The 14,899-nt window shown below is 56.8% G+C and carries 14 protein-coding genes and 2 tRNA genes; all 16 read right to left on the reverse strand.

Annotated features, from left to right (window positions below; genetic code table 11):
- Positions 1-59: 59 nt before the first annotated feature.
- Positions 60-509: a c-type cytochrome gene (locus W02_RS07460; protein WP_173046317.1), complete on the reverse strand. Its 450-nt coding sequence runs from the start codon at positions 507-509 to the stop codon at positions 60-62.
- 434 nt (positions 510-943) lie between these two features.
- Positions 944-1,891, reverse strand: coding sequence for a helix-turn-helix domain-containing protein (locus W02_RS07465; protein ID WP_173046319.1), 948 nt, complete (start codon positions 1,889-1,891; stop codon positions 944-946).
- 7 nt (positions 1,892-1,898) lie between these two features.
- Positions 1,899-2,588 (reverse strand): tol-pal system YbgF family protein, encoded by a 690-nt coding sequence (locus W02_RS07470; protein ID WP_173046321.1) that lies wholly within the window; start codon positions 2,586-2,588, stop codon positions 1,899-1,901.
- On the reverse strand, positions 2,585-3,499 hold the full coding sequence (locus tag W02_RS07475; protein ID WP_173046323.1) for a PfkB family carbohydrate kinase: 915 nt from the start codon (positions 3,497-3,499) through the stop codon (positions 2,585-2,587). The genes W02_RS07470 and W02_RS07475 overlap by 4 nt, the downstream gene beginning before the upstream one ends.
- Before the next feature lie 4 nt (positions 3,500-3,503).
- Positions 3,504-4,409 (reverse strand): S-methyl-5'-thioadenosine phosphorylase, encoded by a 906-nt coding sequence (gene mtnP, locus W02_RS07480; RefSeq protein WP_173051399.1) that lies wholly within the window; start codon positions 4,407-4,409, stop codon positions 3,504-3,506.
- Between the two features lie 38 nt (positions 4,410-4,447).
- Positions 4,448-5,452, reverse strand: a complete 1,005-nt coding sequence (miaA, locus tag W02_RS07485) for a tRNA (adenosine(37)-N6)-dimethylallyltransferase MiaA (protein ID WP_173046325.1) — start codon at positions 5,450-5,452, stop codon at positions 4,448-4,450.
- Positions 5,449-7,254, reverse strand: coding sequence for a DNA mismatch repair endonuclease MutL (gene mutL / locus W02_RS07490; protein ID WP_173046327.1), 1,806 nt, complete (start codon positions 7,252-7,254; stop codon positions 5,449-5,451). The genes miaA and mutL overlap by 4 nt, the downstream gene beginning before the upstream one ends.
- A gap of 62 nt (positions 7,255-7,316) precedes the next feature.
- Positions 7,317-8,093: a tol-pal system protein YbgF gene (gene ybgF, locus W02_RS07495; protein ID WP_173046329.1), complete on the reverse strand. Its 777-nt coding sequence runs from the start codon at positions 8,091-8,093 to the stop codon at positions 7,317-7,319.
- A gap of 2 nt (positions 8,094-8,095) precedes the next feature.
- Positions 8,096-9,766, reverse strand: coding sequence for a tol-pal system protein YbgF (gene ybgF / locus W02_RS07500; protein ID WP_173046332.1), 1,671 nt, complete (start codon positions 9,764-9,766; stop codon positions 8,096-8,098).
- Positions 9,767-9,836: 70 nt separating this feature from the next.
- Positions 9,837-10,628, reverse strand: coding sequence for a peptidoglycan-associated lipoprotein Pal (gene pal, locus W02_RS07505; RefSeq protein ID WP_173046334.1), 792 nt, complete (start codon positions 10,626-10,628; stop codon positions 9,837-9,839).
- 71 nt (positions 10,629-10,699) lie between these two features.
- Positions 10,700-12,043: a Tol-Pal system beta propeller repeat protein TolB gene (gene tolB / locus W02_RS07510; protein WP_173046336.1), complete on the reverse strand. Its 1,344-nt coding sequence runs from the start codon at positions 12,041-12,043 to the stop codon at positions 10,700-10,702.
- Entirely contained in the window at positions 12,040-13,179 is a 1,140-nt protein-coding gene (locus W02_RS07515) for a TonB family protein (protein WP_173046338.1), read from the reverse strand. The genes tolB and W02_RS07515 overlap by 4 nt, the downstream gene beginning before the upstream one ends.
- Positions 13,180-13,199: 20 nt before the next feature.
- Complete coding sequence (locus tag W02_RS07520; protein ID WP_173046340.1) at positions 13,200-13,652, reverse strand: biopolymer transporter ExbD; 453 nt, start codon at positions 13,650-13,652, stop codon at positions 13,200-13,202.
- The gene (locus W02_RS07525) at positions 13,649-14,353 is read right to left on the reverse strand and encodes a MotA/TolQ/ExbB proton channel family protein (RefSeq protein WP_173046342.1); all 705 of its coding nucleotides are present in this window, start codon (positions 14,351-14,353) and stop codon (positions 13,649-13,651) included. The genes W02_RS07520 and W02_RS07525 overlap by 4 nt, the downstream gene beginning before the upstream one ends.
- A 231-nt stretch (positions 14,354-14,584) precedes the next feature.
- Positions 14,585-14,663, reverse strand: a tRNA-Asp gene (locus W02_RS07530).
- 123 nt (positions 14,664-14,786) lie between these two features.
- Positions 14,787-14,862: transfer RNA gene (locus tag W02_RS07535), tRNA-Val, on the reverse strand.
- Positions 14,863-14,899 lie beyond the last annotated feature (37 nt).

Consider the following 14,899-nt stretch of genomic DNA (forward strand, 5'->3'; position numbering starts at 1 on the left):
AAAAAATGGGGCAGGGAACTGACTTCCCTGCCCCATCACTCTGACCCGAGCAGTCTCAATTAGTCTGCGCTCTTGCAGAAGCTCCGCTCGTAGTTGATGATCGTCCAGGCTTCTTCTTCGTTGATCGCGGCAGGAATCAAGGAGACCATTCCGGTGCCCGCGCTGCCGTTCTTAATCACCCAGAACAGCTCACCGTCTTTCCGCTTCTTGTGGAACTTGCAGTTTGTGAAATCCCGAGGACTGGGATTCAGGATCGCGCCCGCAGGACCGTCGCCCTTTCCTTCCTTCCCGTGACAGTTGAAGCAGGTACCTTTTCCTTCGAACAGAGCCTTGCCCTTGGCAATGCTTTCCGGAGTCGATGCCACGGGGTTCTTCAGTGCCTTGGCATCCGCAATCTGATCAGCCGGCACACGGGGCTTCGTCGGATCTTTTTCTTCGGCTCCCACCACGGTGGCTGACAACATCAGCACGGCTGCGCTGATTCCCAACAACATAGAAAACTTTCCCATCAGAAATCCTCCTTTGTATTATGACCCCACTGCATATTCAGTGGCTCGCGCCGCCAACATATCGACAAAAAGGCAAAAAACCGTGGGGACTATAGCAATGGCGCTCTGGGAATGTCAAGCAATTCGACTGTGATTACGCTGTCTTGCGCGACAATTCGCGTAAGACGGCTTACCGCTCTGAGCTCCCTCACCTCCTCCCCGCACGACTCATGAATCAAGGGTTGTGCCATCTATGCTCAGATCTATCTGTTCGATATTTCATTCGGTTGCAGGACAGGCCTCATAATAGTCTTGCGTGATCTCTTGCGCCAGAGACATGTTTGGACCTCAGATCACGCCTCCGCGCCCCAGTGTCTGCTTGCCAAGAAGAATGAATGGGAAAGGAAAGAATCTTACAAGATCGACTGATGGAATAGCCGGGAGAATCTTCGAGCTTATCGCTTGAGGACGATATCGCGGGCCACTTTTCCGCTCGGACCGAATGACCTTTGCGGTTTACCGTTGAGCTCGGCCTTGACCCCTCCCGCATTGCCAAGCGTCAATAGGAATTGCTCTTGGCCTTTCCACTTCGCCTTTTCGCCGGGACGGAGCAAGGCCTCCTGTGGATTTCCCCCGTCAACCTGGATGACGATCCAGCTTAGCTCGGTTGCTTCGAGATCGAGCACCAGCTGATCGGCTGTTTCAACCGCCGGGCCCTCCAATGACAGACCTCCGAGCGGGCCGTCACCGCCGATTGGGGGAGGAGTAGGAGGAACGGAGGGGTTGATTGCCGGAGGGGATGTTGGAATCGGAGCCTGGACACGAGCCGATGTAGTTTCTGGCTTGACTGGCAAAATCGGCGCGTGGGTGTCCGGTGCTTTGGGTTTGGTCGAGGCCACGGAGGCTTCCTGTTCCTGCCGTGGCGGAGCGTCCGGTTGGCTGTCCCGGTTGGCACTGACCGGTGCCGGGCGTTTACTAGACGGAGTTGGGGTGTCTGTGCCGGAGCGATGCACCAAGAGGGAAGTCTGTTCACGACTCAGCAGGAATATCAGCGTCAGAATGGCGATGCCGATGGCAATCGCGACCGCTTTGCGATTGGCCTGACGCTTGCGCTCCTCTTGGACCTGCCGAACCTTCAGCCGCTCTCGCTCGTCCTGCTTTTCATAGAAGGCGCCGGCGGACTGCGTAAACCGGTGAATGGCGTCCTCTTCATCCAGCCCCAGCGATCGGGCATAGGATCTGACGAATCCCCGTGCAAAGACTTGATCCGGGAGCTTTGCAAAATTACCCTCTTCGAGCGCCTTCACGAAGTCGGACCGGATTCTCGTCTTGGAGGCGACCTCTTCGATGGTCAATCCCTTGGTCTCTCGTACCTGTCTGAAAAATTCTCCGATCGATTCCATGATGTGCTCAGGGTTTCAACTTGGCGAGGATGTCCTTCGCGGCCGACCCGAATTCTCCATTTTTGTCCATGATGGTGACTTTCGTCAGTGTTTCTCTCGCGCGACGTTCAAACCCCAATTTGTAATAGACGCGTCCAAGTTCCAGATTGGACATGACCGGAGGAACATTGGGCGGATTGACGACGAGCGCGTCCTCGAACGCTTCCATAGCCCCCTGTAAGTCGCCTTCGTGCGCCAAGGCTCTACCGAGATGAAACCGGGCGAGATCGGGGGTGGAATACAACGGATTGCTGAGGGCGGTTCGAAACGACGCAATCGCTTCCTTCCATCGATCCTGGCTGATGAGCACCTGGCCTAGATAGGCATGCGCTTCTGAATAATGTTCGTCGATCTTGATCGCTTCCCGGAATTCTTGCTCAGCCTGAGCCATCTTTCCCTGGGACGCCAGAATATGGCCGAGCCCGTACCGGGCCTCTTTGTTATCGGGATTCAATTGTACCGCCCGTTGAAACGATACGTATGCTTTCTGCCGGTCGGTATCTAAACTGGCGAGTCCCTCCTGATAATACCCCTTCGATCTTTGTCGCGATTCCTCCGAGGTCGCACAACCCGCGACCGAACCGGCGAGAAGAACGAATCCCGCCGCCACCGCCGTCGCGGAACGCAACACGAGCCCTCTGGACTCACCTTTGCTCAACGAATGTCCTCAAAGTGCGTCAACTGCTTGAACGCTCTGAAACGGTCCTGGATCTCTTTGTAATCTAGAGTTCGTAAACGGTCAAGACTAAAGGCTTCTACGGTAAACGATGCCATCACGCTTCCGAAGATGATCGCTTGTTTGAACCCCTCAACGGTCCGATTTCCCGTGGCAGCCAAATACCCGAGAAATCCGCCGGCAAAGGTATCCCCAGCCCCCGTGGGATCTCGGACATCCTCAAGAGGAAAGGCCGGGGCGCCGAATATCTGTTTCTCGTTGAACATCAAGACGCCGTATTCGCCCCGCTTGATGATGAGATGCTTGGGACCTCTCGACAAAACTTTCTGCGCAACTTTGACAAGGTTCGACTCGCCTCCGAGCGCGCGCGCTTCCCCGTCGTTGATGATCAGAATATCGACCTTTTCGAGAACCTTCCACAGGGCTTCCTGCTTGCCGTTGATCCAAAAGTTCATGGTATCGCATGCGACCAGCGGAGGCCGTGGCAGCTTTTGCAGCACGTCGAGTTGCAGTTCCGGATCGATGTTTCCCAGGAATAGCACGTCGGGATTTCGATACGCATCGGGAATTTTCGGCCGAAAGGTTTCGAAGACGTTGAGTTTCGTGTCGAGGGTATGTGCCTCGTTGAGCTGGTGAGTATATTCCCCTTTCCACCTGAACGTGGCGCCAGGACGACGTTCAAGGCCTGTCAGGTTGATCTTGCGACCCTCGAGAAACGCAAGGTGCTGTGACGGAAAGTCCTCTCCGACCACCGCGATGAGATTGACCTGCGTGAAATAACTGGCCGAGGTTGAAAAATATGTAGCCGACCCGCCGAGAACTTCCTCCACTTCACCGAACGGCGTTTTCACCGTATCCAACGCGACAGAACCGACGACAAGCAAGGTACCCATGAGATCACCGTTTTCCTTTCGAGGGTGTTGGAAGAACCCGATTGGTCAGCAATGCGAGCTTCGTTCGAAGCTTCGGCGGAATCATATTGGGAGCCGTCACAATGGCGTGCGCCAACGCCTCCTGGCAGGCGCAATGCTCGACGGCACCGACGGAACCGATCGCAGCCGCCACGAGACGCTTGGCCAGCGAGACATTACGATGCAGGACGTTGAGAATCGCTTCTACGGTCACCGGCTCTTCCGATTCATGCCAGCAATCGAAATCCGTCACCAACGCGACCGTGGCATAGCAAAGCTCGGCCTCCCTGGCGAGCTTCGCCTCCGGAAGGTTCGTCATCCCAATGACACTGACACCCCATTGACGGTACAAGCGAGATTCGGCTTTGGTGGAAAACTGCGGCCCCTCGATGCACAAGTATGTCCCACCATGATGAACCGTGGCCTCATTCGTTCGGGCAGCCGCGGCAAGAGAGGCGCTCATCGAGGAACAGACCGGCTCTGCGAACGCCACGTGCGCCACCGCACCTCCTTCAAAAAAGGTCGAGGCACGGCGCTTCGTGCAATCAATAAACTGATCCGGCAAAACGACATCGCCCGGTGCAATGGATTCCTTCATGCTTCCAACCGCGCTGACAGAAATGACCCGCCGCACACCGAGAGATTTCAAGGCATAGATATTGGCTCGGTAGTTGATTTCGGACGGATTGAATCGGTGCCCTCTGCCGTGCCGTGAAAGAAATGCCACCCGTATGCCATTCAATTCTCCCAGCACCACGGCATCTGACGGACTTCCGAATGGGGTCTTGAGGCGTATCTCCTGCACCGCCTTCAGTCCGTCAATGGCATAGAGACCGCTCCCTCCGATGATACCGATCTGAGCCCGCGGCGCGCTGACTCGGGCCACTTTCATGCTCATGCTGCGTTCCACCTTTCTCAGCGGAATACTGCTTACACTGAATGGCTCAGTCCGGCGAGGAATCGATCGATTCGATCGGTCACGCGGGCCGCCGTGGTTTCCGGCAGTTCGTGGTCCTCGATCATCAACCATTCGACTTCGGGTTCCTGTCGGAACCATGTCAATTGCCGCTTGGCAAATCGCCGCGTGTCGCGCTTGAACTGTCTGACCATTTCGTCATAGTCGTACTCTCCAGCCAGATAAGCCGCCACCTGCCTGTAGCCCAAACCTTTCATGGCGGCGCAGTCGCGCCTGTAGCCCTGTGCCAATAGCTGTTGCGTCTCTTGGACAAACCCGCATTCCAATTGTCGGTCGATGCGGTCTTCTATCCTGCGGTAGAGGGCACTGCGGCTTCGATCGAGACCAACAATCAACGTGCAATAGGGCCGCTCCCCGAACGCGTGGGTACCGTGAAATTCCGACATGCGCCGGCCGGACAACTCATAGACTTCGATCGCGCGAAGCACCTTCGAGGTGTCCCGGGGATGGAGTTTCGATGCGTACACTGGGTCAATCTCCGCAAGTCTCGCAAAGAAAGCATCTCCCCCCTGTTCGTCGGCCTGTCGAAGCAGTTCCGACCGAAGGTACGGATCCGAGGGAGGAGCTTCGCATAATCCCTGCAGCAAGACCCGGACGTATAACCCGGTCCCGCCGACGAGAAGAGGAAGACGGCCTTGGCCGTGAAGGTCCCGAATGCACTCCGCCGCCATTCGCCGGAAAACGCCGGCATTGAACGATTCATCCGGATTCACAAGATCGATTAACCGATGGATGACTCCCTGCCGCTCATGCGGTAGAGGCTTATCTGTGCCGATATCCATCCGGCGATAGACCTGACGGGAATCGGCCGTAAGAATCTCACTGTCATAATGCTTGGCCACTTCGAGGGCAACGGAACTCTTTCCGACCGCCGTCGGGCCGAGAATCACGACCAGCGGCTTCCGCCACCGTTGTTCATCAGACAATCGATACATTGGATGCAACGCTGGTGCCGTCACGACCATCCGACCCGTCCGAATAATTTATCCAACTCATCGGTCGAAAGGCGGAAGGCTGTGCGTCGACCATGCGGACAGGTCATGATGAGACCTTCGTCGATCCAGTCGAGAACCAATTGGCGAATCTCCGCAAGCGCCATAGTTCTGCCGGCTCGTATCGCACTATGACATGCGAGGGACGCCAGCACAGACTGTATGCGATGCTCCAATGAGGGAGTTCGGTTCCACTGCGCCAGATCGTCCATCAGATCCTGGACAAACGAGACGGCATCGATCTTCCCCACACCGACCGGAACAGACATGATGGCCATAGAACCGCTGCCGAACGGCTCAATGATCAGCCCCAATGATGCAAGATCCTCAAGATGGTTCCCCAGCAGGGCGTACTGTGCCACTGGCAGTTCGACGGGGTTGGGGATCAGCAATGGTTGCGCCTGAAGATCATGGTCCTGCCACTTTCGCCAGAGTCGTTGGAACAGCACGCGTTCATGCGCGGTGTGTTGATCGATGACCTGAAGTTCCTGGCCGACGTGCGCCACCAGATATCGCTGCAACATCTGGCCAAGGGGGACCACGGAAATCGTCGACGAATACGCCCCCCCTGGCTCGTGTGCGAACTCAAGCTGTTCGTCGCTGGAGGACATCCGGTCATATGTCCTCGGCGTCGCATCTTGCGGGCCGGTTTGAGGCTGGTTTGGGTCATGGCGTTGGTCGCATGGTTTCGATGTGATCGAAGCCGTTGGCGTCACCTCTGCCGCAACGCCGGCGTGTTGGGTTCCCTTGATGCTCGTCCGTTCAGGGCCTGCGAGCGCGTGGCGCAAGGCATGACGAATCAACCGATGCACCATGTCGGGTTGCGAAAAACGGACTTCGCGCTTGGCAGGATGAACATTCACATCGACGCAATCCGGCTCGATCTCAAGAAAGAGCACATAGGTAGGATTCAAACCTTTGGCAAGGAAGGCGCCATACCCTTCAGTCACCGCGTGAAACACGGTGGCATTCCGCACCGGCCGACGATTCACAAACACATCTTGAGGAAGCTTGGAGGACTTGGCCCGGACAGGGTCCACCGCGACGCCTGACACGGCATACCCTGGAATCCGACCCCGTACGTCGAATGTCCGATCGAGAAACAGATGCCGATAGACCTGCAGAATTCTATCTCTGTCCGATGCCACGGACGGATAATTGAGGACTTCTTGGCCATTATGCAGCAGACGAAGGTGCACGGCTGGTCGAGCCAAACCGGCTTGTTGGACCACCTGATTGATGTGGGAGAACTCGGTCGGGACGGATCTGAGGAATTTTTTCCTGACGGGCTGATTGTAGAACAGGTCGGCCACCTCGATCATCGTGCCCTTGACGGCGGGAGCATCCCGCACAGCATCCACAATCCCTCCGGTCAGCGTCATGAACGATCCGGCACTTTCCTGCTCTGTTCCTGTCGTGATCCGCACCTTGGAAATTGACGCAATGCTGGGCAGGGCTTCGCCACGAAAACCCATGGTCTCCACCGACACCAAATCTCGGTCCGATCGAAGCTTGCTGGTGGCATGACGCGCGAAGGCCAGAGGAAGGTCGCGCCTCCCGATCCCCTCGCCGTCATCCGTGACACGGATGACGGACATCCCTCCATCCTTCACATCCACAGTGATGACGAGGCTCCCCGCGTCCAGACTGTTTTCGATCAACTCTTTGACAACGGCGGCCGGCCGCTCGATCACTTCACCCGCCGCGATGCGGCTGATGACGTCATCGGGCAGAACATGAATCGAGGCGGAAGACTCCGCGGCAGGCATGCGCTAGGCTCCATTGGAGGAGGGCACGGACCGGATAGGCTGTACCCGAAACGCGCACGGCCTCATCTGATTTCAGCCAATTTATTCTTGGCGAGCTTGGCCTCATCGGATGTGGGAAATTCTTCGATCACGCGCTTGAGATTTTTCTTGGATTTAGCGAGGTCGCCAGTTTCTCCAGCAGCCAGTCCCAGCTTGAACAGCGATGCGGGCACCTTCTCATTTCCGGGATATTCAGTCGACACGTATTCAAAAGCCTGCATGGCCCTCGTATAGTCCTTTTGCTGATAATACGACTCCCCGAGCCAATAATGGGCGTTCGGAGTGAGCGACGTGCCGGGAAAATCTTTGACGAACCGTTGAAATCCCGTTACGGCCAGATCATATTTTCCGTTCAGATAATCGTTATAGGCCAGGTTGAATGCCGAGGTCGGCGTGATCGACGGAATCCCGGGCACCAATGCCGTGCTATCCATGGATCCTGACGACTTTTGTGACTTTGCCGGTTTTGGAGACTCAGACGGAATCGGATCGAGCTTCGGAGCACTGGAGAAGAGCGAGGATTCCTCCACCTTAGCTAGACGACTCTCCAGTTTTTGCAGACGCCCAGCCAGATCGTCTATCTTCGGGCGCATGGCATCCCCGTCCTTGATACGTTCAACCGAATCCAATCGTCGCTGCAGGGCCTCCAGTCGTTTTTGATCCTGATCCTGCGATTTCGATATCGTCGCCAGCTGGTCCCGCACCTCGACAAAATCCGCGTGCTTGGCGCACCCCGCAAGAACAGCCATCCCCAAGGTTACGACGGCGCAACCGACCAGCGAGGCGAGTGTATGCTTCACGGTTATCGCAACTCCTTTAACTGAGACAATTTGTCGTACGCTTTTCCTGCCTCCGGACTTTTAGGATAGAGCGTGACGACCTGTTTAAATGCGGAGGACGCCCGCTTCTTGTCCTTAAGCGCGAGATAGGCATAGCCCTTTTTCAAAATAGCCGCCGGAACCTTCTCGCTTTGCGGGTAGTCCATTTCAACGCGGTCATACGCGTCGATCGCCTGTTTGTAGTCTTTCTTGCCGTAGTGCGATTCTCCCAGCCAGTAGCGTGCATTCGGAGCCAACTCTGAGTTGGGATATTGGCCCAAGAAGGCCGTGAATCCCCGCCGCGCGCCTTCCAGATCTCCGTCTCGGAACGATCCCAGGAGACGCTCGTATTCGGTCCGGTCCGGTCGCTCCTGGGAACGAGCAGGCGCCGACCTCGACGCCTCCTGCGTCTCACCAGCCACAGAGCTCTTTTCCGAGGGATCTTGAGCGTGGTGGGTCGTCTGCTCGGGGACCAGCGAGGCGGTCATGTTGTCCCTGTCTGCTGGAACCGACGACTCCTGAGTCGAAGAGGCGGAGGAGGATTGGCTCGTCCCGGGGGAACGATGCGCCGGCTTGGTTGGCTGCTGATCGTGACCATTTTGTTGATCATGACCGTTCTGCTGAGCGTGACCGTTCTGCCCATTATGCTGCGACTGACCGTTCTTGCTGGCAGCCACCGCCGCTTGCGCATCTCGTGAAACCTGATCGAAGGCCTTGTTCAAGGACTCGACCCGACGATCTTGTTCATCCAGCCTAGCGCTGACCTTCTGCATGGAAGAAACCATGCTGGCATTCATGTCATTGACCTGCTCGTCAAAATGGGTAGCCAATTTCTGTGCCACGGCCGCCACGCTTTTATTCACCTCGTTGAGGTGGCCAGTCAGAGTTTTGGTGGTCTCATTAATATGTGCCGATGACGAGCGGGTGTCGCTTTCGAGTTTTGCCGCCAAGGCTTTGCTGTTCTGCTCTTCTTGGCCGACCTTATCCGCAAGCGTCGTCAGCGATTCTTTGAATCCGGTCAGAGATTGGTTGAATTGGGTGAACCGATTGGACAGTTGCTCCGTCCGCACCTGGTTGTCTGCGAGGGATTTGCGCTGTTCTTCGAATCTGGCATCGACGCTTTTGACAACCGCGCTGTTGGTTTTCTGAACCGCCTCAAGAATCTCCTTTCGAAGCGTTTCCATTTGTCGGTTGATCTCGTCAAGACGCGTGTTGACATCTCCCCTCAACCGGTCCCTATCCTCTTTGTTTTTGATATCCTGGGCGTTCAGACTCTCCCGGACTTGCGTATACCGGTTCAAGTTGTCGGCGTCCAATTTGCCTGCCAACTGTTCCAGTTTCTTCGTCTGCTGTTCCAGGACGGCTGACCGCTGTTTGAGATCATCCTGTCTATTCTGGAGGTCCTGCGCCTGATGTTGTGCCCGCTCGAGCTGATCACGCAGCTGCGGCAGTTCCTGCTCGCGCAATGCCGTAAGTTCCTGGCTCTGTCTCGCGCGGGTCTGCAGCAATTCGTCATTCGACTGCTTGATCTTTTGCTGAAGACTTCTCTCGGTTTGCTTGAGATCCGCTTGTTGAGCAACGCATCCCGACATAACCAGCGCCCACATCGCCCAGCCCGCTACCAGCATTACCCGAAGATCCAGTCGATCATGCATGGTCCACCATCCCTCTTCGGAACCTGCTTGCAGTGACTGACAGAAGAAACGGCATTTTGCAATCAAATCCTTATTTGCCTGTCCTTACCACAAGATGGCCGCGACGGTTTTGCTGATAGCACGCTTCCGCGTGATCGGAACAAAAGGGGCGCTCCTTCCCATACGACACCACGGACAATCGGTTGGCGGCCACTCCCAATTCGACGAGATAATTCCGCACGGCCTTGGCTCTCTTTTCGCCGAGGACAAGATTGTAGGCGGAGGTGCCTCGCTCATCGCAATGACCCTCCACTTTGATTGCGGCGCCCGGGTTCGACTTGAGCCAGTCAGCATTGCGTCCGAGTGCCTGACGGCCCTCTTCGCTGATCGTCCAACTGTCATAACTAAAATAGACGTCACGCAGGCCGGCGGCCGTTGACGCAGCCTGCTCCGCGCGAATTTCGTCCATCTGTCGGGTCACATCGGAAGGATCCGCCTTGGCCAGCATCGTCCCGCTTCCGGCTGACCCTCCTCCTGTTTCGTTTCCTCCTCCTCCTTCGGTTCCCCCTCCTCCAGCCGCGACAACCCGCTCCTCCGACGGATTCTTGTCCAGACCTTTTAAGCCGCCTCCACCGGACTGCATGCTGGTGTCGGGGAAGGTGCCGATTCCGGAGTGACTTCCGGCTGGACCGGAATCTGCCGATCCCATGGATCCGGAGCTTCCGAGGGTGGCGCCATCACCCAGGCTACCGCCTCCGGTCTTGCCCTGAGCAGACTGCGTATCCCCTCCGGATTGGACGGCCTTCTTGGAACATCCTGGAATAGCCATAAGGCCAACCGTGACGGCGAGCGCCGCAAATAATGTCATCCGGCTCTTTCCCATTGTGCGATCTCCTCTGTGATAGTTAGTCATCGGTGTTTCATTCTGTGTAAATTTAGTTTCACTCGCGCCATTTATGATGCGGGAGACCAAGACGGGGCGCTGTTATGCGTGCCTTCAAACGTCAGCCGCTCTGGGTTTTTCCCGTCTGCATCAACCATGAAAATATGGCTCTTCCCGTCCACCAGCGAGCTGAAAACAAGGTGCCGTCCGTCCGGCGACCACGATGGGGAATCATCAACCCCGCTTCCGGTAGTCAGTTGCACGCGTTTTTGCCCGTCCGGTGTGATGACGCACAGCTTATATTCCTTGCGGGGAGTGCGGCAGACATAGGCGATCCAATTTCCCCGAGGAGACCAAGCCGGGGCAGCATTATAGTCTCCTTCGAAGGTCAGCCGCCTGACATTCGACCCGTCTGAACTCATTAAAAACAGTTGTGGCCCTCCTCCACGGTCCGACACAAAAGCAATTTCTCTACCAGTGGGGGACCATGTCGGAGAAAGATCTCCCGATGGGTTGACGGTCAGCCTCATAATGGCTTTCGTCCGCGTGTCCAGACGATACACCTCGGAATTCCCCTCATGGCTCGAGGCAAACGCCAAAAAGTTTCCGTCCGGAGACAGGGCTGGTGTGATGTTCAACCCTCCATAGGACACCAGAGTCCATCGTTTGCCTGTGGCCAGCTCGATCATGTCGATGTCCTGCGTATTCCGGTCTCGATAGGCGGTGAACACCAGGAATCGTCGATCCGGCGACCAACGGGGCATGAGGTTCAGGAACCCGTCAGCTGTGAGCTGGCGCGCGTCGTATCCGTCATAATCCATGACGAACAATTCTCGTGACGACCCTTGCGCGGACACATAAGCGATTTTTGTTCTGGCAATACCGGGCTCGCCCGTGTAGCGGAAGACGAGTTCATCTGCGAACCGGTGGGCCATTAGTCTGGCGACCGAGGGAGACCCGGCATACCGCTTTCCTCCAACGATTTCATCGCTTCCGCTGTCGTAAACGAATCCCTCCATATTGATATCGCCGTCTTTCTCGCCATCTTTTGTGCCGGCTTTTCCCCAGACGAGCACTGAGACCCCGTTCTCCGCGGCCTGCTTGAAGACGGCCTTGGATCCATTCGCCGTCCCATTGCCGATATCGCGTGCTTTGATGCCTATGCTCGGGAGATCGATCAGGTCGAACACGAGCGACCGTTTGACGTCCTTTTTCAAGACCTCTTCGAGACGCCCTCCGAGCCAATCGGGCCCACCGCCGTTCTGGATGCCGACCACGCCCAGCGAAATCTTCTGGAAATCGGGTCGCGTTGCCTCAAGAAAGACATCGGCAGCCCCGGATTCCAAAATTCCGGCCAGGCCGGCCAACAACGACAGCACACCGCCTATCGCCCCAGCAAATTTCAATCTCGTCATCCAACGGCCTCCCCAACGCGAAATACCATTTCGACATCCTGATACGATTCCGTCATCTCCGCCGGAAAGGGGGGGAACACCCGAGGTTTCAACACGGCACGCTGACCTGCCATATCGAAATAATCGTTTCCCGAAGACTGCTGGATTCCAACATCCTTCACCGTCCCGTTGCGAAAGAACCGGAACTTGACCACTACATGGTAGCTACTGCCGCTGACATCGATCGGCGGCGGCTCCCACTGACTTTTGATAATGCTCTCGATCCTTGCCCAATAGGGATTCGTGCCGGAAGACCCGGAGGTCTTGATCGTCGTCTGCGGTTTGGTCACCGCCTGCGGAGCGGGGATTGCCGCCTCTTGCTTCAACGCGGGTTTGGCCTGAACGTCCTTGGGCGTTTCGATTCTCGTAGCGGGTTGGAACTGCTTTATTTTCTTGAGCTCGTCTTCAAGTTCACGGTCGAGTTCATCGCTGAGCGAGGCTTGTTGCGGCGCTTTGACGGACGGTTCAGGCGCAACATCGGGAATGCGCACGAGATCAGGAACCTTCACTTTCGATGGTACGTAGGGTTGAGGCCTGGCAACGGACTTCTGAGGAGTAAAATCTCCGATCTTGGGAGCATCAGGAGGAAGCTGAAGATCCCGCAAGATATCCTTCGCAATGCTTTGTCTGGCCGGCGGCGCCACAGGGACAGGATTGGGTACCGGAGGCGCCACAGGTGCAGCCGGAACAGGTTTGGGCTCGTGTCTGACCGGTTCAGGTGGCACCTGTGCAACCGGGACCTGCGGAACAGGAGGAGCCTGAGGGGCCGGCAGCGGCTGAGGAGTCGGGGGAGCTTGAGGAACCGGCGGAGCGACGATCGTCTTGGATGGGGACTGCCGCACAGGCTCTTGTTGTTTTTGCGGTACCGGTTTGGCCTCAACCTGTTTGACCGGAGTGGGAAAACTGACCAGCGACACTTCGACGGACGCCAGGGGGCGTTCCCCCTTTTGTGGCAATCGGATCCCTGCAGCAATGAGAAGGACGACCAGATGCAGCAGCAGTGAAACGACGAGCGTCCGTTTGAGCTTCGAGAGAAACCGGTCCTGTCCGTCCTGTTCGAACCAGAATCCCGACTGGACCTGGGCCTGTGCCGCCATGGGTCGTACCTACTTCCGCGTTAACTTTTCTTCGCAGGCGTGCCCGGAACAGGCGGAGCGACGACCCGTTCCGCTCCCACCGGGTCGGTCACCATACCGATTTTCTCGATTCCGGCTTTCTTCACGCCGTCCATGACCTGCACGACTGTGCCGTACGGGACGTCGCGGTCGGCGCGTAGGTACAGCGACACGTCGGGGTTTTCATGTTTCAAGCGCTTCAGTTTTGTTTCGAGTTGCGCGACACCGATAGGATCTTTATCCAGGTACAGCCGCTGGTCTTTCTCGATCGTCAGGACCATGCGCATTTCCGGCTTGATGGTATTGGTCGCCGACGTGGGAAGTTTAATGTCCATCCCGCGGTACAACATCGGCGCCGTCACCATGAAAATTACGAGCAGAACGAGCACGACGTCGACGAGCGGAACCACATTGATCTCTGCCATGAACCGCCGCTGCCGGGACTCGAACATCATCGCTGCGCCCCTACGGGCACGGGCTTCGCTTTCGGCGTCACGACCGGAACCGCTCCCATCAGCTCGATCGACACCGTATCGAGGCGGAAGGCCGTTCGACGGATCCGCGTGAGAAAATAATTGTAGGCGATCACAGCCGGAATCGCGGCAAACAAGCCGGCGGCCGTGGCGATCAATGCCTCGGCAACCCCGGGAGCCACCGCGGCGATGCTGGCGGTTCCCTGTGAGCCGATCTCTTTAAAGGCATCGATGATGCCCATGACGGTTCCCAGGAGGCCGACGAACGGGGTGATGTTTCCGGTCGTGGCCAGGAACGGCAGATAGGCTTCCAACCTCGACAACTGGCTTTGCGAAAGATGGGCTGCGGTGCGCTCAACGATATGCCGGTCCATAGCCCCAGAACCGGAGCCGTCCTGGCCCTCATTGCGCATACTCGACAACCGGTCCATCACTCCCTCGAATACAATGGCCGAAGGACTCGCCTCGACGTGACGGACCTGATGATGCAACTCGTTCAAGTCATGCGCCTTCGCGAGCAAACCCATGAAGTGACGATCGCCACGGTCCGCGGCTTTGAACGCCCGCCATTTGGAAAAGATAATTGCCCAGGAGATCACGGAAAATACGAACAGCACGAGCAGCACGATTTTCGACACGCCGCCCAATGACCCGAATGCGCCCGTCAATCCTGATTGAAACATCGACCTATACCCTTTCCCGGCGCCATGAGGTGTGGCGCCAGAGTCCGGAATCCTGCAATGCCGGGATGAGTGACGGTGGCAACGAGAGAAAATTGACCCTCTGCTGCCGGTACGACCCAGGGGCTGGAGCAGCCGATCGTGACCGAGAGGATATCGCTCTTCGTGTGCTCCTCCCTTTCGAACCCTAGGTTGAAGGGTTCACCTGCCACGCACATGGTCAGACAGAAAAAATGGCGGGGCCGACGGGATTTGAACCCGCGACCTCCAGATTGACAATCTGGCGTCCTAAACCAGGCTGAACGACGGCCCCACGTGACAATACGTATAGCGGAAGATCTGGCTGACAAGACTATTTGTAGCGGTTTGATCCAATTCTAAATTGGTGTTTTAGCATATTGCCGAATCCCTGCCTGACCTCAACCCGCTTCTCAGTTGGTAGGCGGAACAGGGATCGAACCTGTGACCTCTGCCTTGTAAGGGCAGCGCTCTTCCAACTGAGCTATCCGCCCGATTTTCCTAGAAAGCTTGGCGGATGCTACCAAGTCC

Source organism: Nitrospira sp. KM1, from assembly GCF_011405515.1.
In the GTDB taxonomy this organism is placed as follows: domain Bacteria; phylum Nitrospirota; class Nitrospiria; order Nitrospirales; family Nitrospiraceae; genus Nitrospira_C.

Bases quoted from the DNA above. Each gene is read 5' to 3' on its own strand.
- W02_RS07515 (WP_173046338.1), bottom strand. From the start codon at position 13,179: ATGGCGGCACAGGCCCAGGTCCAGTCGGGATTCTGGTTCGAACAGGAC.
- W02_RS07520 (WP_173046340.1), bottom strand. From the start codon at position 13,652: ATGATGTTCGAGTCCCGGCAGCGGCGGTTCATGGCAGAGATCAATGTG.
- mutL (WP_173046327.1), bottom strand. From the start codon at position 7,254: ATGCCTGCCGCGGAGTCTTCCGCCTCGATTCATGTTCTGCCCGATGAC.
- W02_RS07465 (WP_173046319.1), bottom strand. From the start codon at position 1,891: ATGGAATCGATCGGAGAATTTTTCAGACAGGTACGAGAGACCAAGGGA.
- mtnP (WP_173051399.1), bottom strand. From the start codon at position 4,409: ATGAAAGTGGCCCGAGTCAGCGCGCCGCGGGCTCAGATCGGTATCATC.
- tolB (WP_173046336.1), bottom strand. From the start codon at position 12,043: ATGACGAGATTGAAATTTGCTGGGGCGATAGGCGGTGTGCTGTCGTTG.
- pal (WP_173046334.1), bottom strand. From the start codon at position 10,628: ATGGGAAAGAGCCGGATGACATTATTTGCGGCGCTCGCCGTCACGGTT.
- W02_RS07460 (WP_173046317.1), bottom strand. From the start codon at position 509: ATGGGAAAGTTTTCTATGTTGTTGGGAATCAGCGCAGCCGTGCTGATG.
- ybgF (WP_173046332.1), bottom strand. From the start codon at position 9,766: ATGCATGATCGACTGGATCTTCGGGTAATGCTGGTAGCGGGCTGGGCG.
- W02_RS07475 (WP_173046323.1), bottom strand. From the start codon at position 3,499: ATGGGTACCTTGCTTGTCGTCGGTTCTGTCGCGTTGGATACGGTGAAA.
- W02_RS07525 (WP_173046342.1), bottom strand. From the start codon at position 14,353: ATGTTTCAATCAGGATTGACGGGCGCATTCGGGTCATTGGGCGGCGTG.